Consider the following 20,885-nt stretch of genomic DNA (forward strand, 5'->3'; position numbering starts at 1 on the left):
TGTCGTCCGAGGGAGGGGCCCGTGCGCCGTACAGTGGCAGACGTGCCGACCTCCGCCTCCTCCTCCGCCACGACTCCGCAGCCGAAGACCCCGGAGCGCCCGGAGCCGCCCACGGGCACGGCCTCCGGGGCGGCCGACGAGACGCCCGCCGCGCTCAGCGAGCGGCATCCGCACGTCCCGGCCGACCGGCTGGTCGCCGAGCTCGTCCCGCCGCCCCGGTTCGACGCGGTGCGCTTCGAGACCTACCTCCCCGACCCGGCCCAGCCGAGCCAGGCCGAGGCCGTCGAGGTGCTGAGCGACTTCGCCCGCTCCCTCGGCGGCGCGACGGCGTCGGGCGGCGGGCGCGGTGGCGTGGGCCGGTGGTTCCGGCGTCCGAAGCGCGCGGAGGCCACCGGCCCGCGCGGGGTGTACCTCGACGGGGGGTACGGCGTCGGCAAGACGCACCTGCTGGCCTCGCTGTGGCACGCCACCCCGGCACCGGCCGAGCGCAAGGCGTTCGGCACCTTCGTGGAGCTGACGAACCTCGTGGGGGCGCTCGGCTTCCAGCAGACCGTCGCGACGCTCTCCGAGCACCGGCTCCTGTGCATCGACGAGTTCGAGCTGGACGACCCCGGCGACACCGTGCTCGTCTCCTCCCTGCTCGCGCGGCTCGTCGAGGAGGGGGTGGCGCTCGCCGCCACGTCCAACACCCTGCCCGGCAAGCTCGGCGAGGGACGTTTCGCGGCGGCCGACTTCCTGCGCGAGATCCAGGGCCTGTCGGCCCACTTCCGCGCCCAGCGGATCGACGGTGAGGACTACCGCCACCGGGGCCTGCCCGAGGCACCGCGGCCGTGCGGCGACGACGAGGTCACCCGGGTGGCCTACCGCACGCCCGGAGCCAGCCTGGACGCGTTCCCCGCGCTCCTGGGCCACCTGGCCCAGGTCCACCCCAGCCGCTACGGCGCCCTGTGCGACGGCCTGACGGCGGTGTGCCTGACGGGCGTGACGCCGGTCGCGGACCAGGCGACGGCGCTGCGCCTGGTGGTCCTCGCCGACCGGCTGTACGACCGCGAGGTACCGGTGCTCGCCTCCGGGCGGCCGTTCGACGCGCTGTTCAGCGAGGAGATGCTGAACGGGGGGTACCGGAAGAAGTACTTCCGGGCGATATCCCGCCTCACCGCCCTGGCCCGCGACGGGCAGCGCCTCGCCACCGAGGGGTGACCCGGACGGGGGCACGGAGGACGCGTAAGTACGATCATCGCATTAGCGTCGTGATGTGCTCACGTTCCGTGCCCTGATCCGCTGCCCGGCACTGCTGCTGGCCCTGGCCGCGACGGCGGCCTGCGGGACCGGCGCCGCCCCCGCGTCCCCTCCGGAGCACGGTGACGGGCCGAAGCGCGCGGCGGCCGAGGCACCCGTCCGGGAGGACCGGCCGGCCACCCTGCCGCTCACCCCGGACGGCCGCACCCCGGTCTTCCGCCACGGGCCGCGCGCCCCCCGTGCGGAGGGAACGGAGGGCGTTGCGGGCACGCGGCACGGCACGAAGCCGGTCGCGCTCACCTTTGACGCCGACATGACCGCCGGGCAGGCGGACCGCGCGGCGGCGGGCGAGCGGTTCGACCACCCGGCCCTCGTCCGGCTGCTGCGCGAGCAGCGGGTCCCGGCCACGTTCTTCGTCACCGGCATGTGGGCCCGCACCTACCCGGCCCAGACGGCGGCGCTCGGCCGCGACCCGCTGTTCGAGGTCGGCAACCACTCCTTCTCCCACTACGCCTTCACCGAGCCCTGCCACGGCCTGCCCGCCCTCGACGCGCGGCGCCGGCTCGCCGACGTGCGCGCGGGCTTCGACGCCCTGCGCGCGGCCGGGGTGGAGCGGCCGGTGCCCTACTTCCGCTTCCCCGGCGGCTGCTACGACGACGCCGCGCTGCGGGCCATCGCCCCGGCGGGGGTGACGGCCGTGCAGTGGGACGTCGTCGGGGGCGACCCGTTCACCGAGGACGCCGACGCCGTCGTCCGACGGGTGCTGTCGGGCGTGCGGCCGGGCTCGGTCGTCGTCCTGCACTGCACCCGCAGCGCGGCGCCCACCACCGCCGAGGCGGTGCGCCGGCTCGTTCCGGCGCTGCGCGAGCGCGGCTACCGCTTCGTGCGCGTCTCCGAGCTGCTGGGCGCCGAGCGGGGCTGAGCGTCAGGCCAGACCGGCCACCAGCTCGGCGACCGCCTTGCGGCGGCCGGTGAAGAAGGGGACCTCCTCGCGGACGTGCAGCCGGGCCTCGGAGGCGCGGAGATGGCGCATGAGGTCCACGATGCGGTGGAGTTCGTCGGCCTCGAAGGCCAGCAGCCACTCGTAGTCGCCCAGCGAGAACGACGCGACGGTGTTGGCCCGCACGTCCGGGTAGCCGCGCGCCATCCTGCCGTGGTCGGCGAGCATCCGACGGCGGTCCTCGTCCGGCAGCAGGTACCACTCGTAGGAGCGGACGAACGGGTACACGCTGACGTAGTCGCGCGGCGTCTCGTCGGCCAGGAACGCCGGGATGTGGGAGCGGTTGAACTCCGCCGGGCGGTGCAGGGCCATGTTCGACCACACGGGGTCCAGCGCCCGGCCGAGCTTCGTGCGGCGGAAGCGGTTGTAGGCGTCCTGGAGGGCGTCGGCGGTCTCGGCGTGCCACCAGACCATGACGTCGGCGTCCGCGCGCAGCCCGGAGACGTCGTAGGTGCCGCGCACCGTGACGTCCTTCGCCGCGAGCTGGTCGAACAGCTCCTCGACCTCGTCCGCGTAGCCGGTGCGGTCCTCCGGGAGCACGTCCTTCAGCCGGAAGACGGACCACAGGGTGTAGCGGATGACCTCGTTGAGGTCCTTGGCCTTCTTGCCCGCGTTCGGGGCCTTGTGAGGTGCGTTGGTCATGTCCTCATTCTCGCCCCTGCGCCGCGGCGGCCCACGTCAGGGTCCGATCGGCGGCCGCCCGGGCCGAGGCGACGCACGCGGGGATGCCGACGCCGTCGTAGAGGGCGCCGCACACCTCCAGGCCCGGCGCCTGTGCGACGGCGGCGCGGACCCGGGCCACCAGGCCCGGGTGACCGAGCGCGTACTGCGGCAGCCCGGCGGGCCAGCGGGTCACCCGTGAGGCGACCGGAGTGGCCGTCAGCCCCACGGCGTCACGCAGGTCCGCCAGGGAGGCGGCCACCAGCTCCTCGTCGTCGCGTTCGAGCACGGCCTCCTCGCCGTACCGCCCGACGGAGGTGCGCAGGACGAACAGCTCCGGATCCTGGGCGGCGACCCACTCCCACTTGTTGGCGGAGAAGGTGGACGCCTTGATCGTGCGGCCGTCCACCGGCGGCACGAGGAAGCCGCTGCCCCCGGGGGGCTCGGGGCCGAGGTCGGCCCGCCGGAAGGCGAGCGTGCACAGGGCCATCGAGGCGTAGTCGACGCCGGCGAGCGCGTCCGCCGCCGTCGGCACCTCGTGGCGCAGCAGCCGCGCGGCGGCCGGGCCGGGCAGGGCGACGACCACCGCGTCGGCGTGGTGCACCCCGGCGTCGGTGGCGACGGCCCAGCCGTCGGGGGTGCGGCGCAGCTCCCGCGCGGTCACGCCCGTCGAGATCCGGCCACCGGCCGTGCGCACCGCGTCCGCGACGGCTCCCGGCAGCCGTCCGACGCCACCGGAGACCCCCATGAACACGGGCCCGGGCGTCGGCGCCGCCGCGTGGGCCTGCACGGACCGGACGGCGGCCAGCAGGGAGCGTTCGCGGCGGGCCGCCTCGAACAGCTGCGGCAGCGCCGCGCGCAGCGAGATCCGGTACGCGTCGCCCGCGTAGACCCCGCCCAGCAGCGGCTCCACCAGCCGGTCCACGACCTCCCGGCCCAGCCGCTCGGCCACGTAGCCGCCCACCGTGACGTCCTCGCCGACCGCGGTGCGCGGCAGGTCGGCGTCCTCGGCGACGCGGGCCAGGCCGTCGGGCGAGAGGACGTCGCCGAGCGCGGCGGGGTCGCCGGGCACGCCCATGAGGTGTCCCCGGGGCATGGGCCGCACCGCGCCGCGCGTCCAGATCGCGCCACCGGCGACGGCCGGAGGCTCCAGATCCGGGCCGAGGCCCACGGCGCGTGCCAGCTCCACCGCCTCCGGGCGGCGGGCCAGCATGGACTCCGCGCCCAGGTCCACCGCGACACCGGCGATCTCGCCGCCGCGCAGCTTGCCGCCGAGCCGTCCGGACGCCTCCAGGACCGTCACCTCGGTGCCGCCGCCCGGGCCCAGCAGCCGGTGGGCGGCCACGAGGCCGGAGATGCCGCCGCCGATGACGAGGATGCGCATGCCGCCTGACGCCCCTCTCAGCGCGCGGTCTGCTCGTGCACGTAGGCGACGAGGCGGGTCAGGGCGTCGGGGTCGGTCTGCGGGAGGACGCCGTGGCCCAGGTTGAAGACGTGGCCGGGCAGGTCGCGGGCGGCGTCGAGCACGGAGCGGGCCTGGGTCTCGACGGCGGCGCGCGGCGCGAACAGCACCGCCGGGTCGAGGTTGCCCTGGACGGCCTTGCCCGGCCCGACGCGCCGGGCCGCCTCGTCGAGCGGCACCCGCCAGTCGGCGCCGACCACGTCCGCGCCCGCCTCTCCCAGGAGGCCCAGCAGCTCACCGGTGCCGACGCCGAAGTGGATGCGCGGCACGCCGTACCCGGCGATCGCCTCGAAGACCTTGGCGGAGGCCGGCATGACCCGGCTGCGGTAGTCGGCCGGGGCGAGGGCCCCCACCCAGGAGTCGAAGAGCTGGACGGCGCTCGCGCCCGCCTCGATCTGCACCCGCAGAAAGGATGCGGTGATCTCCGCGAGCCGGTCCAGGAGGTCCGCCCACAGTTCCGGGTCGCCGTACATGAGCGCCTTGGTGTGCTCGTGGTTGCGCGACGGGCCGCCTTCGACCAGGTAGCTGGCGAGGGTGAAGGGGGCGCCCGCGAACCCGATGAGGGGCGTGCCGCCCAGCTCACCGGTCAGCATGCCGACAGCCTCGGTGACGTAGGAGACGTCGGCCGGCTCCAGCGGCCGCAGCCGCTCCAGGTCGGCGCGGGTGCGGACCGGCTGCGCGACGACCGGGCCGACGCCCGGCTTGATGTCGAGGTCGACACCGATCGCCTTCAGCGGCACCACGATGTCACTGAAGAAGATGGCCGCGTCGACCCCGTGGCGCCGGACGGGCTGGAGGGTGATCTCCGTGACGAGGTCGGGCCGCATGCACGAGTCGAGCATGGCGATGCCCTCGCGCAGGCGGCGGTACTCCGGCAGCGAGCGACCCGCCTGCCGCATGAACCACACGGGGGTGTGCGGTACGGGTTCCCGGCGGCATGCCTTGAGGAACGCGGAGTCATACGTCTGGGTCGGCGGGCCCTGGGGGCGGTCAGCGGAACTCACACGGGAAGTCTCGCACGGGTCGTCCGTGGGGTCCGACTTGGCCGGGAACCGCCGGGTGTTCCTCCCCGCCTCCCGCTCACGCGGCGCCTAATCTTCGGCCCATGGCAGCGGCGCGAGGACAGCAGGCGGAGGGCTCGGAGCAGGGTGGGGACGGCACCCGGAACGAACCCGGCGCGTCCGGGCCCCCCGGGGAGTCCGACGCGGCGGTCCCGGCCGCGTTCCGGCAGGCGGTGGCGGCCCTGACGGGGGCCCGGCTGAGGCGCGCCGTACAGCTGGAGCCCCTTCCCGCACCCCGGCGGCTCGCCCCGTACGCGCACGCGCTCGGGGCGTCGGTGAGCGTGGACGACGAGGAACTGGCGGACGGGCGGTTCGTCCTGCTGCACGACCCGCGCGGCCAGGAGGGCTGGGAGGGCACGTTCCGCGTCGTGACGCTGGCCCGGGCGGAGCTGGAGCCCGAGATGGCCGGCGACCCGCTGCTGCCGGAGGTGACGTGGTCGTGGCTGACGGGGGCGCTCGACGCCCGGGGGGTCGTGGTGCGCCGCCCGGGCGGCACGGTGACGCGGGCCGGGTCCTGGTTCTTCGGCCAGCTCGGCGGACGTCCCCCCGAGGCGGAGATCGAGCTGCGCGCCTCCTGGACGCCGCTGGCCCCCTTGGGACTTCCGGACGTGGCGGCCCACCTGGGCGCCTGGTGCGACCTGTTGTGCCAGTGCGCGGGGCTGCCGCCGGAGCCTGCGGACAGCGGCGAGGGGACCGACCCCTCCGGTGGCCCCGGCATCGTGCCGCTGCCCCAGCGCCGAGGGCCGCGTCCGCTGTAGCGACCGCCCCTGGTGCGTACCGGAACCGCCCGGGCGGTGGACGGAGGGCGGAACACCTCGCCGAGGGGGCGTCAGACGCTCGACACCCTGTCCGAATTGGCAGATTTGTCCTCACTCGTTCGTGATCTTCCCCTAAAGGACACCGACCCGGCTGCCGAAGCACTTCGTGACCCTTCCCCAGGGACATCCCCCGGCTTGGCGCTTCAGTCGGCTGCCGTCACACTCCACTCCCCAGGAGGCTCGGTGTCTGTTCTCCTCGACCACCCCACCAGCCTGGTCGCCTACCGTCCCAACAAGCCCACGGCCATGGTCGTCGTGGCAGATCCCCGTGTCCGCTCCACCGTCACCCGTCACCTGTGGGCGCTCGGCGTCCGCGACGTCATCGAGGCCTCGTCCGTCGCCGAGGCCCGCCCGCGGGTCAGCAACCCCCGCGACATCTGCGTCGCCGAGGTCCACCTGCCCGACGGCTCCGGTCTGACGCTCCTGTCCGAGACCCGCGCCGCGGGCTGGCCCAACGGGCTGGCGCTGTCCGCCGCCGACGACATCGGTGCGGTGCGCAACGCCCTGGCCGGCGGCGTGAAGGGCTACGTCGTCACCGGCACCCGCAACAGCATGGGCATGACCACCCGCCCCGGCGCCGCAGCCATCGGCGCCGCCGCCGCACGCCTCCACCGGCGGCCGCACGGCGCACCCGGCCACCCCGGCGGACAGCGCGAGCTGTCCGGCCGCGAGGTCGAGGTCCTGCGGCTGGTCGCGGAGGGCCAGTCGAACAAGGCCATCGGCGTCTCGATGGGGCTCTCGGCGCTCACCGTCAAGAGCCACCTCGCCCGCATCGCCCGCAAGCTCGGCACCGGTGACCGGGCCGGGATGGTGGCGGTCGCCCTGCGCACCGGCATCATCCACTGAGCGCCCCGGACCACCGGCCCGCGCCACCGCCCTCGCGCCCGCGACGGAACGTTCCGTCGCGGGCGCGAGGGCGTGCGCTCACGGTCACCGGGTGCTCCACCGGGAGCCACGGATACCCTTGTCGGGTGACCGACGCACAGGAGACCGCAGCAGGCAGCGCAGCTCAGCCCCCGTCCCAGGACTCCGCACCGGCCCCCGTGCCGCTGCTGGAACCCGGGGACGGCATCCCGCCGGTCATCGCGGACGAGGACGGGCTGGCGGCCGTCGTCGCCGCCTTCGCGGCGGGCACCGGCCCCGTGGCCGTCGACGCCGAGCGGGCCTCGGGCTACCGGTACGGGCAGCGCGCCTACCTCGTCCAGCTACGGCGGGCGGGCTCCGGCACCGCGCTCGTGGACCCCGTCGCCTGCCCCGACCTGTCGGAGCTGGCCGCCGGGCTGGACGGCGCCGAGTGGGTGCTGCACGCCGCCACCCAGGACCTCCCGTGCCTGCGGGACATAGGCATGGTGCCCAGCACCCTCTTCGACACCGAGCTGGCCGGCCGGCTCGCGGGCTTCCCCCGGGTGGGCCTGGGCGCCATGGTCGAGAGTGTCCTCGGCTACACCCTGGAGAAGGGCCACTCCGCCGTCGACTGGTCGACCCGCCCGCTGCCCGAGCCCTGGCTGCGCTACGCGGCGCTCGACGTGGAACTCCTCGTCGAGCTGCGGTACGCCCTGGAGAAGGAGCTGGAGCGGCAGGACAAGCTGGAGTGGGCCCGGGAGGAGTTCGCGGCCATCGCAGCCGCTCCCCCGCCGCCGCCCCGCAAGGACCCCTGGCGGCGGACGTCCGGCATGCACAAGGTGCGGCGGCGCAGACAGCTCGCCGTCGTCCGCGAGCTGTGGCAGACGCGCGACCGGGTCGCTCAGCGCCGTGACGTCTCCCCGGGCAAGGTGCTCTCCGACGCCGCCATCGTCGAGGCCGCCCTCGCCGTGCCGGAGAGCGTGGACGCCCTCGCCAAGCTGTCCGGCTTCGGCAACCGGACCGGCCGCAAGCAGCTCCAGCACTGGCAGAACGCCGTCGACCGGGCCCGGGCCCTGCCCGACTCCGCGCTGCCCCAGCCGGGCCAGGCGCCGGGCGGGCCGCCGCCCCCGCGCGCCTGGGCGGACAAGGACCCGGCCGCCGCCGCCCGGCTCGCGGCGGCCCGCGCCGCGGTGACGGCCCACGCGGAGCGGCTCTCCCTGCCGCAGGAGAACCTCATCACACCCGACACCGTGCGCCGGCTGTGCTGGGAGCCGCCGGCCGACCACGGGCCGGACGCGGTCGCCGAGGTGCTGCGCTCGCACGGCGCGCGCGAGTGGCAGATCGAGCAGACCCTGCCGCTCCTGACCGCCGCGCTGACCGCCTCGGCCGACTGACCGGCCCCGGGCGCCCCCCCATGACCAAGGCCCGCGCACGGCGCCCGTCCCCTGGGCGGGCGCCCAGACTCCCGCCCGAGGAGAAGGGCCCGCGCCCACAATGTGACCGGAACCGCAGTGGCCATCGAGGGCACCCCCTTGCTTGGCGGTTACCGGCTAGTAGCATGGAGGTGGGAGCGCGCCGCGCGGCGGCGGCACCCCCTCCGGGGTAGGACCCCCGGACAACCCCGGCCGCACCCTGCAGGAGGAGAGCCAACGTGCCTCGTACCGCAAGGGACGTCGTCTTCGTCGACGGCGTCCGCACCCCGTTCGGCAAGGCGGGACCGAAGGGCATCTACCACGAGACGCGCGCCGACGACCTCGTCGTCAAGTGCATCCGTGAGCTGCTGCGCCGCAACCCGGACCTGCCGCCGGAGCGCATCGACGAGGTGGCCCTCGCCGCGACCACCCAGATCGGCGACCAGGGCCTGACGCTGGGCCGCACCGCCGGCATCCTGGCGGGCCTCCCGCAGACCGTGCCCGGCTACTCCATCGACCGGATGTGCGCCGGTGCGATGACCGCCGTCACCACCACCGCCGGGTCGATCGCCTTCGGCGCGTACGACGTCGTCGTCGCCGGTGGCGTCGAGCACATGGGCCGCCACCCGATGGGCGAGGGCGTGGACCCGAACCCGCGCTTCGTCTCCGAGAAACTCGTCGACCAGTCGGCGATGTTCATGGGCATGACGGCGGAGAACCTGCACGACCGCTACCCGCACCTGACCAAGGCACGCGCCGACGCCTACGCCGTCGCCAGCCAGGAGAAGGCCGCCAAGGCCTACGCCAACGGCAGGATCCAGGCGGACCTGGTGCCCGTCTCCGTCCGCCGCACCAACCCCGAGGCCGGTGAGACGGGCTGGGGCCTGGCCACCGCCGACGAGCCGATGCGCCCGGGCACCACCCTGGAGAACCTGGCCGGTCTGAAGACCCCGTTCCGCGCGCACGGCCGGGTCACCCCGGGCAACGCCGCCGGCCTCAACGACGGCGCCACCGCCTCGCTGCTGGCCGCTGAGGACGTCGCCCGCGAGCTGGAGCTCCCGGTCAAGATGCGCCTCGTCTCCTACTCCTTCGCCGGTGTGGAGCCCGAGGTCATGGGCATCGGCCCGGTGCCGTCCACCGAGAAGGCGCTCGCCCAGGCGGGCCTGTCCATCGGCGACATCGGCCTGTTCGAGGTCAACGAGGCCTTCGCCGTCCAGGTCCTCGCCTTCCTCGACCACTTCGGCATCGCCGACGACGACCCGCGCGTCAACCAGTACGGCGGCGCGATCGCCTTCGGCCACCCGCTGGCCTCCTCCGGCGTCCGGCTGATGACGCAGCTGGCCCGCCAGTTCGAGGAGCAGCCGCACGTCCGCTACGGCCTGACGACGATGTGCGTCGGCTTCGGCATGGGCGGCACCGTGATCTGGGAGAACCCGCACTTCGAAGGGGCTGGCAAGTGACCACCACGCAGGAGCTGCTCAAGGGCGCGGCCGACGTCTTCCCCGACGAGGTCGTGACCCAGGCGCACGTGCGCCACCTCGACCTTCCCGGCGGCGTGGGCCGGTTCGCGCTCATCACGCTCGACAACGGCTTCGACCACACCAAGCCGACCACGTTCGGTCCGCAGTCCCTGGGCAACCTGGACGCCGCGATCGACCAGGTCGAGGCGGAGGCGGCCGCCGGTGACATCGTCGGCGTCGGCCTGACCGGCAAGCCGTTCATCTTCGCCGTCGGCGCCGACCTCAAGGGCGTCGAGGTGCTCAAGGAGCGCACCGACGCCGAGGCCATCGGCAAGGGCGGCCACGACGTCTTCAAGCGGCTGTCCGGCCTCGCCGTGCCGACGTTCGCCTACTACAACGGCGCGGCGATGGGCGGCGGCGTGGAGGTGGGTCTGCACTGCACCTACCGCACCGTCTCCAAGGCCGTCCCCGCGTTCTCGCTGCCCGAGGTCTTCCTCGGCCTGGTGCCCGGCTGGGGCGGCTGCGTGCTGCTGCCGAACCTGATCGGCCCCGAGCGCGCCGTGAAGGTCGTCATCGAGAACTCGATGAACCAGAACAAGCAGCTCAAGGGCGCGCAGGTGCACGAGCTGGGGATCGCGGACGCCCTCTTCGAGGGCGCCGACTTCCTGGAGCAGTCGCTGCACTGGACCTCGGCCGTGCTCTCCGGTCAGCTGGCCGTCGAGCGGCCCGAGATCGACCGCGGCGAGGCGTGGGACCAGGCCGTCGCCGCCGGGCGCGCGTTCGCCGACGCCAAGGTGCACGGCGCGGCCCCGGCCGCCTACCGGGCGCTGGACATCATCGCCGCCGCCAAGGACGGCGACCTCCAGGCCGGGTTCGACGCCGAGGACGCCGCGCTGGCCGACCTGATCATGGGCGGCGAGCTGCGCAGCGGCATCTACGCGTTCAACCTGGTGCAGAAGCGCGCCAAGCGCCCGGCCGGCGCCCCCGACAAGTCGCTGGCCCGCCCGGTGACGAAGGTCGGCGTCGTGGGCGCGGGCCTCATGGCCTCGCAGCTCGCGCTGCTCTTCGCCCGCCGCCTGGAGGTGCCGGTCGTCCTGACCGACATCGACCAGGAGCGCGTGGACAAGGGCGTCGGCTACGTCCACGAGGAGATCGACAAGCTCCTCCTCAAGGGCCGCGTGGGCCAGGACAAGGCCAACCGTCTCAAGGCGCTGGTCACCGGCTCGCTGGACAAGGCCGCCGCCTTCAGCGACGCGGACTTCGTCATCGAGGCCGTGTTCGAGGAGATGGGCGTCAAGCAGAAGGTCTTCGCCGAGGTCGAGGCCGTCGTGCCCGCCCACGCGATCCTGGCCACCAACACCTCCTCCCTGTCGGTCACTGAGATGGCCTCGCAGCTCAAGCACCCCGAGCGCGTGGTCGGCTTCCACTTCTTCAACCCCGTCGCGGTCCTCCCGCTGCTGGAGATCGTCCGGGCCGAGCAGACCGACGACGCCTCGCTGGCCACCGCCTTCGCCGTGGCCAAGCAGCTCAAGAAGACGGCGGTGCTGGTCAAGGACGCGCCCGCGTTCGTCGTCAACCGCATCCTGACCCGCTTCATGGGCTCGGTGCTCGGCGCGATCGACGAGGGCACGCCGGTGGAGGTCGCCGACCGGGCGCTCGCCCCGCTGGGCCTGCCCATGTCGCCGATCGTGCTGCTGGAGCTCGTCGGCCCCGCCGTGGCCCACCACGTCGCCGGCACGCTGCACGAGGCGTTCCCGGAGCGCTTCGGCGTCTCGGAGAACCTGGGCCGGGTCGTCAAGGCGGGCAAGCGCGGCCTCTACCTGCCGGGCACCACCGACCTCGACCCCGAGGTGGCGGCGCTGTTCGAGACCGGCGACACCGTCCTCAGCGAGGAGGAGGTGCGCGAGCGGGCCCTGGCCGCCATCGCCGAGGAGATCGACCTCATGCTCAAGGAAGGCGTGGTGGCCGAGGCCCAGGACGTCGACCTGTGCCTGATCACCGGCGCCGGCTGGCCCTTCCACCTGGGCGGTATCACGCCGTACCTGGACCGGGCCGGTGTCAGCGAGCGCGTGCGCGGTTCCGCCTTCCACGCCCCCGGCGTGGCGAGCGTCCCGCAGTAATCCCCCACGGCCGCAACGGCCGCGAGCGCAGCACCACGGCGCCCGACCGCGTTCAGCGCGGACGGGCGCCGTCGGTGTGCCGGGTCCCCCGGACACCACGCCCGGACCCGCCCGGGCCGTTTCCCCCGGCGCCTAGAATGCCGGGATGACCTATCTCATCACCGGCGGCGCCGGGTACATCGGCGCCCACGTCGTCCGTGCCATGACCGAGGCGGGTGAGCGGGTCGTCGTCCTGGACGACCTGTCGACCGGCGTTCGGGAGCGGGTGCCGGAGCACGTCCCGCTGGTGGTCGGCTCCATCCTGGACCGCGAGCTGCTGGACCGGACGATCGCCGAGCACGCCGTGAGCGGTGTCGTGCACCTCGCGGCGAAGAAGCAGGTCGGTGAATCCGTCGCGATGCCGCTGCGCTACTACCACGAGAACGTGCACGGGCTCCAGGTGCTGCTGGAGGCGGCCGTGGCGGGCGGGGTGCGGCAGTTCGTGTTCTCCTCCTCGGCCGCCGTCTACGGCATGCCGGACGTGGCCCTGGTGACCGAGGAGACCCCGGGCGCCCCCATGAGCCCCTACGGCGAGACGAAGCTCGCCGGTGAGTGGCTGGTCCGGGCCACCGGCGCCGCGCACGGGATGCGCACGGCCTGTCTGCGCTACTTCAACGTGGCCGGCGCGGCGGCGCCGGAGCTGGCCGACACCGGCGTCTTCAACCTCGTGCCGATGGCCTTCGAGAAGCTCACCGAGGGGAAGGCGCCGCTGATCTTCGGTGACGACTACCCCACCCCCGACGGCACCTGCGTGCGGGACTACATCCACGTCGCGGACCTCGCGGCGGCGCACCTCGCGGCGGCGCGCGCGCTGCAGGCCGGGGAGACCAAGGCGGGGCACGACCTGACCGTCAACATCGGCCGGGGCCAGGGGGCGTCGGTGCGGGAGATGATCGACCTGATCGCCGAGGTGACGGGGTACGCCTGCACCCCCGAGGTCACCGCGCGGCGGCCGGGTGACCCGCCGCGTGTCGTCGCCTCGGCCGACCGCGCGGCGGAGGTGCTGGGCTGGACGGCCCGGCACGACGTCCGCGACATGGTCGCCTCGGCGTGGGAGGGCTGGTGTCTGCACCATCCGGAAGCGGCACGCTAGCCCCGCTGGTGGTGGTCGACGCCGCCAACGTCGTCGGCTCGGTGCCCGACGGCTGGTGGCGCGACCGCCCGGGCGCGACCCGGCGGCTGCGCGACCGGCTCGCCGCGGCGGTGGCCCGGGGACGCGTCGCCGGTGTGGACACACCCCTGGAGCTGGTGCTCGTCGTGGAGGGCGAGGCCCGGGGCGTCGAGCCGGTGGCCGGGGTCCGGGTCCTCGCGGCGTCCGGCAGCGGTGACGACGCGATCGTCTCGCTCGTCGCGGCGGAGGGCCCAGGGCGCGGCGTCGTCGTGGTGACCGCCGACCGCGAGCTGCGCGCCCGCGTCGCGGCCGAGGGCGCCACCACCGTGGGACCGCGCGGACTGTGAGACGGGACCCGGCGTTCCGACCGGCCGTGGCGACGGCCGGTCGGAACGCCGGGCTACCGGGGCGGCTCGCGGGTGTAGAACAGCGCGCCGTCCACCTCGCCGACCAGGACGTAGCGGCTGTCCAGCAGCCGCTGCAGGCGCGGCATGCGTGCGGGGCGGTACGGCTTGCCCCGCGAGTCGTCGACGATCAGCCGCGGCGGGTCCGCCACGAGCTCGGCCATCAGCGTGGGCCAGGAGCGTTCCATCCCGTACTCCTCCCCCACGCGCGGTCCGTCGCGTCCGCCGCTGTAGTTCGTGAGCAGCCCGGCCGTCAGGTAGCGGGACGCCGGCATGCGGTCGGCGAGCCAGTACGTCTCGGGGTGCATGCCCCAGATGAGGACCGTGTCCTGCGCCCGCGTCTCCTTGCGGACCGCGTCGGCCACCCGCCGGGCGTGGTCGAGGTCGGCCTGGCCCGCATGGCTGCCCCAGGCCACGAACACCGTGCACAGCACCGCCGAGACGACGGCGGTCAGCCGGAGCCAGTCGACGGTGAGCAGCGTCAGCGCCCCGGCGGCCAGGACGGCCAGCGGCGGGACGAGTTGCAGGTAGTAGTGGCCGAAGAAGTGGAAGCCGGTGAGGACGCCGAGCGCCGAGACGCCGAGCCAGAGCCACACGTCGGTGGTGAGGACGCGGCGGTGGGGCAGCCCGCGCCGCAGCACGACGGCGAGTGGCAGCAGCAGACCACCCGCCCCGGCGGCGAACAGCGCCGTGTTGGCCAGCCCCCGGGAGAGCACGTGCAGTTCGGAGCCGGTGAAGGTGGCGTACGAGCCGGAGCCCGTGACCGTCCAGAAGAGCGTGCGTGACACGTCGTTGGCCAGCGCCACGGCCAGCAGCGGCGCGGCGAAGGCGGCCAGGACGCGGAGCAGGGCGCGCCGTCGGCCGCCGTCCGGCCCCGGGTCCGTGCGCGCCCACGCCAGGTACAGGACGGGCAGGAGGACGGCACCACCGGTCTGTTTGACGAGCAGGGCGCCCGCCACGGCCAGCCCGGCCACGACCCAGCGGCGCCGGTCGGCGGCCCACACGGCGGCGGCGGTGAACGGCAGCATGAAGACCTCGAAGGTGGCCGCCTGGGCGTCCTCCGGGTTCAGCCCCACCGAGCCGAGGACGCACAGCACGCCGGCCACCGCGCCCGCGCGCGGCCCCCACCGCCGACGCGCCAGGGCGGCGGCGAACGTCGCCGTGGCCAGGACGGCGAGGACGGCCAGGGTTCGCAGCGGCCACAGCGAGTCGTCGCCGAAGACGGCGAAGGCGCCCCGGTAGAGCCAGGGCAGCAACGGCGGTTTGCGGTCCACGACGTTGTCGTAGAGGGTGCCGCCGGCCGCGAGCATCCGGGCCTGGGTGGCGAGGAAACCCTCGTCCGGGTTCCACACCGGGCGCTGGAAGGACGGCAGTCGGGTCGCGACCGTCAGCACCAGCAGGGCGGGCAGCAGCCGCAGCCAGTAGCGCGGCGGCGTGCGGGGCGTCGACGGGGTGCGGGACGGTGCGGCGGTATCCGGACGGCGCCGGACGGCCGTACCGACCGGACTTGACGCCTCCCGCACGGCGGCGGCGGACGCGTAGTGATCGGGCCGCCGGGGGCGGGGCGCCCGTACCGGGGCCGAGGGGTCGGCGGTACGGGTGGTGCGGGACGGGCCCGGCGGCTGGGCGGTGGGCATGCGCCCCAACTTATCCGGCCCCGCACGGCCGCTCGAAAGCGGTGTGCGGGGCCGGACGTTGTGGGGCTCGGCCGCCCCGGGTCAGTCCCGCGCCGTCTCGCGTTCGCGGTCGGCGGCCGGCTCGTCGTCCTCGTAGCGGCCGTCGAGCCGGGCGACGAGTCCGGTGACCTGCCGGGCGATGTCGGGCGCGGTCAGTCCGATCTCGGCCAGCACCTCCTTGCGGGAGGCGTGGTCGAGGAAGCGCGGCGGGATGCCGAAGTCTCGCAGCGGGACGTCGACCCCGGCGTCCCGCAGCGCCTGGGCGACGGCCGAACCGACGCCGCCCGCACGGGAGTTGTCCTCGACGGTGACGACGACGCGGTGCCGCTCGGCGAGCGGCGCCAGCGCCGGGTCCACGGGCTTGACCCAGCGCGGGTCGACGACGGTGGTCGAGATGCCCTGGCGGTCGAGGAGTTCGGCGATCTCCAGGCACATCGGGGCGAGCGCTCCGACGGAGACGAGCAGGACGTCCGGACGCTCGGCGTCGGCCTCCCGCAGCACGTCCGTCCCGCCGACCGTGCCGACCGCCGGTACGGCGGGCCCGACGGCGCCCTTGGAGTAGCGCACGACGGTCGGCGCGTCCGTGACCTCGACGGCCTCGCGCAGCTGTGCCCGCAGCTGCTCGGCGTCGCGCGGCGCCGCGATCCGCAGACCGGGCACGACCTGGAGGATCGACAGGTCCCACATGCCGTTGTGGGAGGCGCCGTCGGTCCCGGTGACGCCGGCCCGGTCCAGCACGAAGGTGACGCCCAGCCGGTGCAGGGCGACGTCCATGAGGACCTGGTCGAAGGCGCGGTTGAGGAATGTCGCGTAGACCGCGAAGACGGGGTGCAGCCCGCCGTGGGCGAGCCCGGCCGCCGAGACGGCACCGTGCTGCTCGGCGATGCCGACATCGAACACCCGCTCGGGGAACTCCTCGGCGAAGCGGTGCAGCCCGGTGGGGCGCATCATCGCCGCCGTGATGGCGACGACGTCCTTCCGCTCGCGGCCGAGCCGGACCATCTCCTCGGCGAAGACGGAGGTCCAGTCCGCACCGGAGGCGGAGACGGGCAGACCGGTGTCGGGGTGGATGACGCCGACGGCGTGGAACTGGTCGGCCTCGTCCAGGCGGGCCGGCTGGTAGCCGCGGCCCTTCTCGGTCAGGCAGTGGACGATGACCGGACCACCGAAGCGCTTGGCCTTCCACAGGGCCGTCTCGACGGCGGAGACGTCGTGCCCGTCGATCGGGCCGATGTACTTCAGCCCCAGGTCCTCGAAGAGGCCCTGCGGCGCGATGACGTCCTTCAGCCCCTTCTTGGCCCCGTGCAGCGTGCCGTAGAGCGGCTTGCCGACGACGGGGGTGCGGTTCAGCATCTCCTTGCCCCGGGCGAGGAAGCGCTCGTAGCCGTCGGTCGTGCGCAGGGTCGCCAGGTGGCTGGCGAGGCCGCCGATGGTGGGGGCGTAGGAGCGCTCGTTGTCGTTGACGACGATGACCAGCGGGCGGTCGTTCGCGGCGGCGATGTTGTTCAGCGCCTCCCAGGCCATGCCGCCGGTGAGGGCACCGTCACCGATGACCGCCGCGACGTGGGCACCGGTGCCGCGCAGCTCGTTCGCCTTGGCGATGCCGTCGGCCCAGCCGAGCACCGTGGAGGCGTGGCTGTTCTCGATGACGTCGTGCGGCGACTCGGCCTGCGAGGGATAGCCGGACAGGCCACCCTTGGCCCGCAGCCGGGAGAAGTCCTGGCGGCCGGTGAGCAGCTTGTGCACGTAGGACTGGTGTCCGGTGTCGAAGAGCACTCTGTCGCGGGGGGAGTCGAACACGCGGTGCAGGGCGATCGTCAGCTCCACCACACCGAGGTTCGGGCCGAGGTGGCCACCGGTCCTGGCCACCGCCTCGACGAGGAACGTCCGGATCTCCGCGGCGAGCGCGTCGAGCTGCTCCGGGGTCAGTCCGTCCAGGTCACGCGGTCCCGAGATGCTGGGCAGCAGCGGTCCACTGGTCGGGGGCGTGCTCCCTGCCGCACCGGGTCGTCGCGGTTCACGCGGCACCTTTGGCACTGAGCCTCCTTGCTTTCGGGCGTCTACGCCTGAACACCGATCTGCCCGAGTCTAGTCTTCGCCGCGCGGTGGCCGCCCGGCGCGGTGGGGTGGGGCACCCGACGCACGCGGGCGGCCGGGCTCCGCGGGGAGCCCGGCCGCCTGCTCCACCCGGGGGACGACGGCCCCACCGCCGCGCGCGGAGGGGGCCCACCGTCCCGGGCGACGGTGTGCGGCGCGCCTACGTGCGCCCGGCCGACCGCTGGGTGCGCCGGGAGACCGAGTCGATCACGACGGCCGCCAGCAGCACCCCTCCGGTGATCATGTACTGGAGGTGGGAGGGGCTCCCCAGCAGCGCGAGGCCGTTGGAGATCGAGCCGATGACCAGCATGCCCAGCAGCGCCGACCACACCGTGCCGCGTCCGCCGAAGAGGCTGGTGCCGCCGATGACGGCCGCGGCGATCGCCTCCATCAGCAGCACGCCGGAGCCCGCGCCCTGGTCGGCCGCGGCGATGCGGGAGGCGATGAGCAGCCCGCCGAAGGCCGCCATGGTGCCGGCGAGGGAGAACACCGAAATCCGCACGGCCGTCACGTTGATGCCCGCGCGCCGCGCCGCCTCGGTGTTGCCGCCGAGCGCGAAGACCCGCCGGCCCCACGTCGTGCGGCGGACCACGAAGTCGAACACCACGAGGACGGCCAGGAAGATCACCAGGGCGAGCGGGAGCCCCTTGTACTGGTTCAGGGTGTACGCCAGCAGGAACGCCGCGACGGCGAGGGCACCGGTGCGGACGGCGATCTCGCTCAGCGGCCGGGCGGGGACGCCGGCGGCGTTGCGGCGGCGGTGCTCGCTCCACTGGGCGGCGAAGTAGCCGAGGACGGCGAGGAGGGCCAGACCGTAGGCGGCGGCGACGTCGGTGAAGAAGTGGCTCGTCATGGAGCCGACGAGCCCGTCCTTGTCCAGGTTGACGGTGCCGTCGCTGGAGAGGACCTGGAGCATCAGGCCGTTCCAGAACAGCAGGCCCGCGAGGGTGACCACGAAGGCCGGGACGCCGACGCGGGCGAAGAAGAAGCCGTGCACGGCGCCGGCGAGCGCTCCGGTGAGGAGGGCGACGAGCAGCGCGAGCCACTCCGCGATGCCCTCGTTGACGGCCAGGACGGCGAAGACCGCTCCGGCGAGCCCGCTGACCGAGCCGACCGACAGGTCGATCTCACCCAGCAGCAGCACGAAGACGATCCCCACCGCGATGAGCCCGGTGCCGACGATGTAGACGGAGAGGTTGCTGACGTTCTGCGCGGACAGGAAGCTGGGCTCCAGCAGCCAGAACACGACCCAGATGACGGCCAGTCCGACGACGACGGGCACCGAGCCGAGTTCGCCGCTGCGCATACGGCGCAGGAAGTCGCTCCAGTAGCCGGCCAGGCCCTCCGTGCGGACGAGCAGCCGGGGGTCGGTCGCGGGGGGCGGGGTGGCGGGGGACGGCGGCTCGGCGGAGGCGTCCGGGGCGTCCCCGGGGGTCTTGGAAAGGTCGGTGGTCACTGCGGTGCCTCCGTCTTCGGCTCCGTGCTGCGCGCCCTGCGGCGGGTCACGGCGTTGTCGGTGGCGCCGGTGATGGCGGCGATGACCTCCTCCTGCGAGGTGGTGGCCACGTCGAAGACGCCGTTGTTGCGGCCGAGCCTGAGGACGGCCACCTTGTCGGCCACGGCCTTGACGTCGGCCATGTTGTGGCTGATGAGGACGACGGCCAGGCCGCGTTCCCGCAGCCGCTCCACCAGGTCGAGGACCTGGGCGGTCTGCTCGACGCCGAGGGCCGCGGTGGGCTCGTCCAGGATGACCAGACGCGGCTCGCCCAGCATGGAGCGGGCGATGGCGACGGTCTGCCGCTGGCCGCCGGAGAGCGAGGCCACCGGGATGCGCACGCTGGGGATGCGGATGGACAGGGTGGCGAGCAGTTCGCGGCTGCGGCGTTCCATCTCCACCTCGTCCAGCACGCCGGAACGTTTCAGCTCACGGCCGAGGAAGAGGTTTCCGACGACGTCGAGGTTGTCGCAGAGCGCGAGGTCCTGGTAGACGGTGGCGATCCCGAGGTCCTGCGCGTCGTGCGGACGGCCGACCCGGGCGGGGACGCCCTGCCACAGGAGCTCCCCCGCGTCGGCGGGGCTGACTCCGGCGATGGCCTTGACCAGGGTGGACTTTCCGGCGCCGTTGTCGCCGACGAGGGCGACGACCTCGCCCGCGTGCACCTCCAGGTCGACATCGGTGAGCGCCTGGACGGCACCGAAGCGCTTGGAGACACCGCGCAGCGCCAGTACCGGCGTAGTGGACATAGAACAACTCCTTGCGAGGGGGCGGACTGAGGGGCCCTGGCGGACCGCGGGGCGCCCGGGAGCGGTGTCCCGGGCGCCGGGCGTCACATCAGTCCGGCCTGCTCGCACGCCGCGCGGAACTTGGGCGTGCAGATCTCCTCGAGGGTGTAGAGGTTGTCCTTCAGGACGGTCTCCTCCACGTTGTCCACGGTCAGCGCGACGGGCTTGATGAGCGTCGCCGGCACGCCCTTCGTGGTCGGGCTGTCGATCGTGGTCTCGGCCGGGACGTCCTCGCCGCGGGCCAGCGCGATGGCCATCTCGGCCGCCGTGTCCGCCTCCGGACGGTAGGGCTTGTAGACGCTCATGTACTGCGTGCCGGCGATGATGCGCTGGACTCCGGCGAGCTCCGCGTCCTGACCGGTGACGGGGGGCAGCTCGTCGAAGCCCGCCTGTTCGAGCGCGGTGATGATGCCGCCGGCCATGCCGTCGTTCGCCGAGTAGACCCCGACGATGTTGTCCTCGTCGAGCGCCGCGATGGCGCCGTTCATGTTCTTGTTGGCCTCGCTCGGCTTCCACTCGGTGGTGTCGTAGGACTTGCCGATGGTCACCTCGCCCTCCAGTACGGAGAGGGCGCCCTTCTTGAACATCGCGGCGTTGGGGTCGGTCGGGGAGCCGTTCATCATCACGATCTGCCCGTCCTGGGCGTCGTCACCGAGCGCTTCGAGCAGCGCCCTCCCCTGCACGCGGCCGACCTCCTCGTTGTCGAAGGAGGTGTAGGCGTCGATCGGGCCCTCGGCCAGCCGGTCGTAGGCGACGACGGGGATGCCGGCCTCGTCGGCCTTCTCGACCGATCCGGCGATGGACTTGGAGTCCACGGCGTCCAGGATGATGACGTCCACGCCCTTGGTGATGAGCGAGTTCATCTGCTGCTGCTGGGCGGAGGAGTTCTGCTTGGCGTTGTTGTAGGTGATCGTGCAGTCGGAGCAGAGCTGCTTGATCTTCGCCTCGATCAGCGGCCGGTCGAACTTCTCGTAGCGCGCGGTCTGGTCCTCCGGCAGCAGCAGACCGATGGAGAGCGGACCGTCGTTCTTGTCGCCGTTCTTGTTGTCGGGCGTGTCGTCGCCGTCCGCCTCCTTGGCGCTGCCGCACGCGGCGAGCGAGAGGGCCATGGCGGACGCGGCCAGAACGACGGCGGCGCGACGCAGTGTTGCGCTCATGTGTGACTACCTCCCTGACGAGGCCGCGGCGGTGCGGCCGAGG

The 20,885-nt window shown here is 73.9% G+C and carries 17 protein-coding genes; 9 read left to right on the forward strand and 8 right to left on the reverse strand.

Going from position 1 to position 20,885, the window contains the following annotated elements:
* Positions 1-42 precede the first annotated feature (42 nt).
* Together zapE and V6D49_RS03055 are read left to right on the forward strand one after the other, a co-directional pair.
* The gene (gene zapE / locus V6D49_RS03050) at positions 43-1,200 is read left to right on the forward strand and encodes a cell division protein ZapE (protein WP_340556849.1); all 1,158 of its coding nucleotides are present in this window, start codon (positions 43-45) and stop codon (positions 1,198-1,200) included.
* 55 nt (positions 1,201-1,255) lie between these two features.
* Positions 1,256-2,161 carry a polysaccharide deacetylase family protein gene (locus V6D49_RS03055; RefSeq protein WP_340556851.1) on the forward strand — a complete coding sequence of 302 codons (906 nt, stop codon included), beginning with the start codon at positions 1,256-1,258 and terminating at the stop codon, positions 2,159-2,161.
* A gap of 3 nt (positions 2,162-2,164) precedes the next feature.
* On the opposite strand, the gene hemQ is transcribed toward V6D49_RS03055, so the two are convergent.
* From hemQ to hemE, 3 genes are read right to left on the reverse strand one after another with little or no spacing between them, the layout of a single operon-like run.
* Positions 2,165-2,881 carry a hydrogen peroxide-dependent heme synthase gene (gene hemQ, locus V6D49_RS03060; RefSeq protein WP_340556852.1) on the reverse strand — a complete coding sequence of 239 codons (717 nt, stop codon included), beginning with the start codon at positions 2,879-2,881 and terminating at the stop codon, positions 2,165-2,167.
* Positions 2,882-2,885: 4 nt separating this feature from the next.
* Complete coding sequence (gene hemG, locus V6D49_RS03065) at positions 2,886-4,283, reverse strand: protoporphyrinogen oxidase (protein ID WP_340556854.1); 1,398 nt, start codon at positions 4,281-4,283, stop codon at positions 2,886-2,888.
* Between the two features lie 17 nt (positions 4,284-4,300).
* Positions 4,301-5,365, reverse strand: coding sequence for a uroporphyrinogen decarboxylase (gene hemE, locus V6D49_RS03070; protein WP_340556856.1), 1,065 nt, complete (start codon positions 5,363-5,365; stop codon positions 4,301-4,303).
* Between the two features lie 101 nt (positions 5,366-5,466).
* Here hemE and V6D49_RS03075 point away from each other — a divergent pair, with 101 nt between their 5' ends.
* The 7 genes from V6D49_RS03075 to V6D49_RS03105 all read left to right on the forward strand — a co-directional run bounded on the left by V6D49_RS03075 (position 5,467) and on the right by V6D49_RS03105 (position 13,572).
* Positions 5,467-6,180 carry a DUF3000 domain-containing protein gene (locus V6D49_RS03075; RefSeq protein WP_340556858.1) on the forward strand — a complete coding sequence of 238 codons (714 nt, stop codon included), beginning with the start codon at positions 5,467-5,469 and terminating at the stop codon, positions 6,178-6,180.
* Between the two features lie 243 nt (positions 6,181-6,423).
* The gene (locus V6D49_RS03080) at positions 6,424-7,086 is read left to right on the forward strand and encodes a helix-turn-helix transcriptional regulator (protein WP_191208695.1); all 663 of its coding nucleotides are present in this window, start codon (positions 6,424-6,426) and stop codon (positions 7,084-7,086) included.
* Between the two features lie 125 nt (positions 7,087-7,211).
* Positions 7,212-8,477, forward strand: coding sequence for an HRDC domain-containing protein (locus V6D49_RS03085; RefSeq protein WP_340556860.1), 1,266 nt, complete (start codon positions 7,212-7,214; stop codon positions 8,475-8,477).
* 257 nt (positions 8,478-8,734) lie between these two features.
* On the forward strand, positions 8,735-9,955 hold the full coding sequence (locus V6D49_RS03090; RefSeq protein WP_340556861.1) for a thiolase family protein: 1,221 nt from the start codon (positions 8,735-8,737) through the stop codon (positions 9,953-9,955).
* Positions 9,952-12,075 (forward strand): 3-hydroxyacyl-CoA dehydrogenase NAD-binding domain-containing protein, encoded by a 2,124-nt coding sequence (locus V6D49_RS03095; protein WP_340556863.1) that lies wholly within the window; start codon positions 9,952-9,954, stop codon positions 12,073-12,075. Before V6D49_RS03090 ends, V6D49_RS03095 begins: the two co-directional genes overlap by 4 nt.
* A 145-nt stretch (positions 12,076-12,220) precedes the next feature.
* On the forward strand, positions 12,221-13,207 hold the full coding sequence (gene galE / locus V6D49_RS03100) for a UDP-glucose 4-epimerase GalE (RefSeq protein ID WP_340556865.1): 987 nt from the start codon (positions 12,221-12,223) through the stop codon (positions 13,205-13,207).
* Positions 13,177-13,572, forward strand: a complete 396-nt coding sequence (locus V6D49_RS03105; RefSeq protein WP_340556867.1) for an NTP pyrophosphohydrolase — start codon at positions 13,177-13,179, stop codon at positions 13,570-13,572. The genes galE and V6D49_RS03105 overlap by 31 nt, the downstream gene beginning before the upstream one ends.
* A 53-nt stretch (positions 13,573-13,625) precedes the next feature.
* Here the strand turns inward: V6D49_RS03105 and V6D49_RS03110 are convergent, their stop codons facing one another.
* The 5 genes from V6D49_RS03110 to V6D49_RS03130 form a co-directional block, all read right to left on the reverse strand.
* On the reverse strand, positions 13,626-15,266 hold the full coding sequence (locus tag V6D49_RS03110; protein WP_340556869.1) for an ArnT family glycosyltransferase: 1,641 nt from the start codon (positions 15,264-15,266) through the stop codon (positions 13,626-13,628).
* 81 nt (positions 15,267-15,347) lie between these two features.
* The gene (dxs, locus tag V6D49_RS03115; RefSeq protein WP_445330455.1) at positions 15,348-17,333 is read right to left on the reverse strand and encodes a 1-deoxy-D-xylulose-5-phosphate synthase; all 1,986 of its coding nucleotides are present in this window, start codon (positions 17,331-17,333) and stop codon (positions 15,348-15,350) included.
* A 229-nt stretch (positions 17,334-17,562) separates the two neighbouring features.
* On the reverse strand, positions 17,563-18,858 hold the full coding sequence (locus V6D49_RS03120) for a sugar ABC transporter permease (RefSeq protein WP_340556871.1): 1,296 nt from the start codon (positions 18,856-18,858) through the stop codon (positions 17,563-17,565).
* Positions 18,855-19,646 (reverse strand): ATP-binding cassette domain-containing protein, encoded by a 792-nt coding sequence (locus tag V6D49_RS03125; protein ID WP_340556873.1) that lies wholly within the window; start codon positions 19,644-19,646, stop codon positions 18,855-18,857. The genes V6D49_RS03120 and V6D49_RS03125 overlap by 4 nt, the downstream gene beginning before the upstream one ends.
* An 83-nt stretch (positions 19,647-19,729) precedes the next feature.
* A complete protein-coding gene (locus tag V6D49_RS03130; RefSeq protein ID WP_340556875.1) occupies positions 19,730-20,842 on the reverse strand; it encodes an ABC transporter substrate-binding protein in 1,113 nt (370 codons plus the stop codon).
* Positions 20,843-20,885 lie beyond the last annotated feature (43 nt).

The sequence above is a fragment of the Streptomyces sp. GSL17-111 genome, from assembly GCF_037911585.1.
Lineage (GTDB): Bacteria > Actinomycetota > Actinomycetes > Streptomycetales > Streptomycetaceae > Streptomyces.

Coding starts and splice junctions, on each gene's coding strand:
- hemQ (WP_340556852.1), bottom strand. CDS start 2,881: ATGACCAACGCACCTCACAAGGCCCCGAACGCGGGCAAGAAGGCCAAG.
- hemG (WP_340556854.1), bottom strand. CDS start 4,283: ATGCGCATCCTCGTCATCGGCGGCGGCATCTCCGGCCTCGTGGCCGCC.
- V6D49_RS03075 (WP_340556858.1), top strand. CDS start 5,467: ATGGCAGCGGCGCGAGGACAGCAGGCGGAGGGCTCGGAGCAGGGTGGG.
- galE (WP_340556865.1), top strand. CDS start 12,221: ATGACCTATCTCATCACCGGCGGCGCCGGGTACATCGGCGCCCACGTC.
- V6D49_RS03110 (WP_340556869.1), bottom strand. CDS start 15,266: ATGCCCACCGCCCAGCCGCCGGGCCCGTCCCGCACCACCCGTACCGCC.
- V6D49_RS03125 (WP_340556873.1), bottom strand. CDS start 19,646: ATGTCCACTACGCCGGTACTGGCGCTGCGCGGTGTCTCCAAGCGCTTC.
- V6D49_RS03130 (WP_340556875.1), bottom strand. CDS start 20,842: ATGAGCGCAACACTGCGTCGCGCCGCCGTCGTTCTGGCCGCGTCCGCC.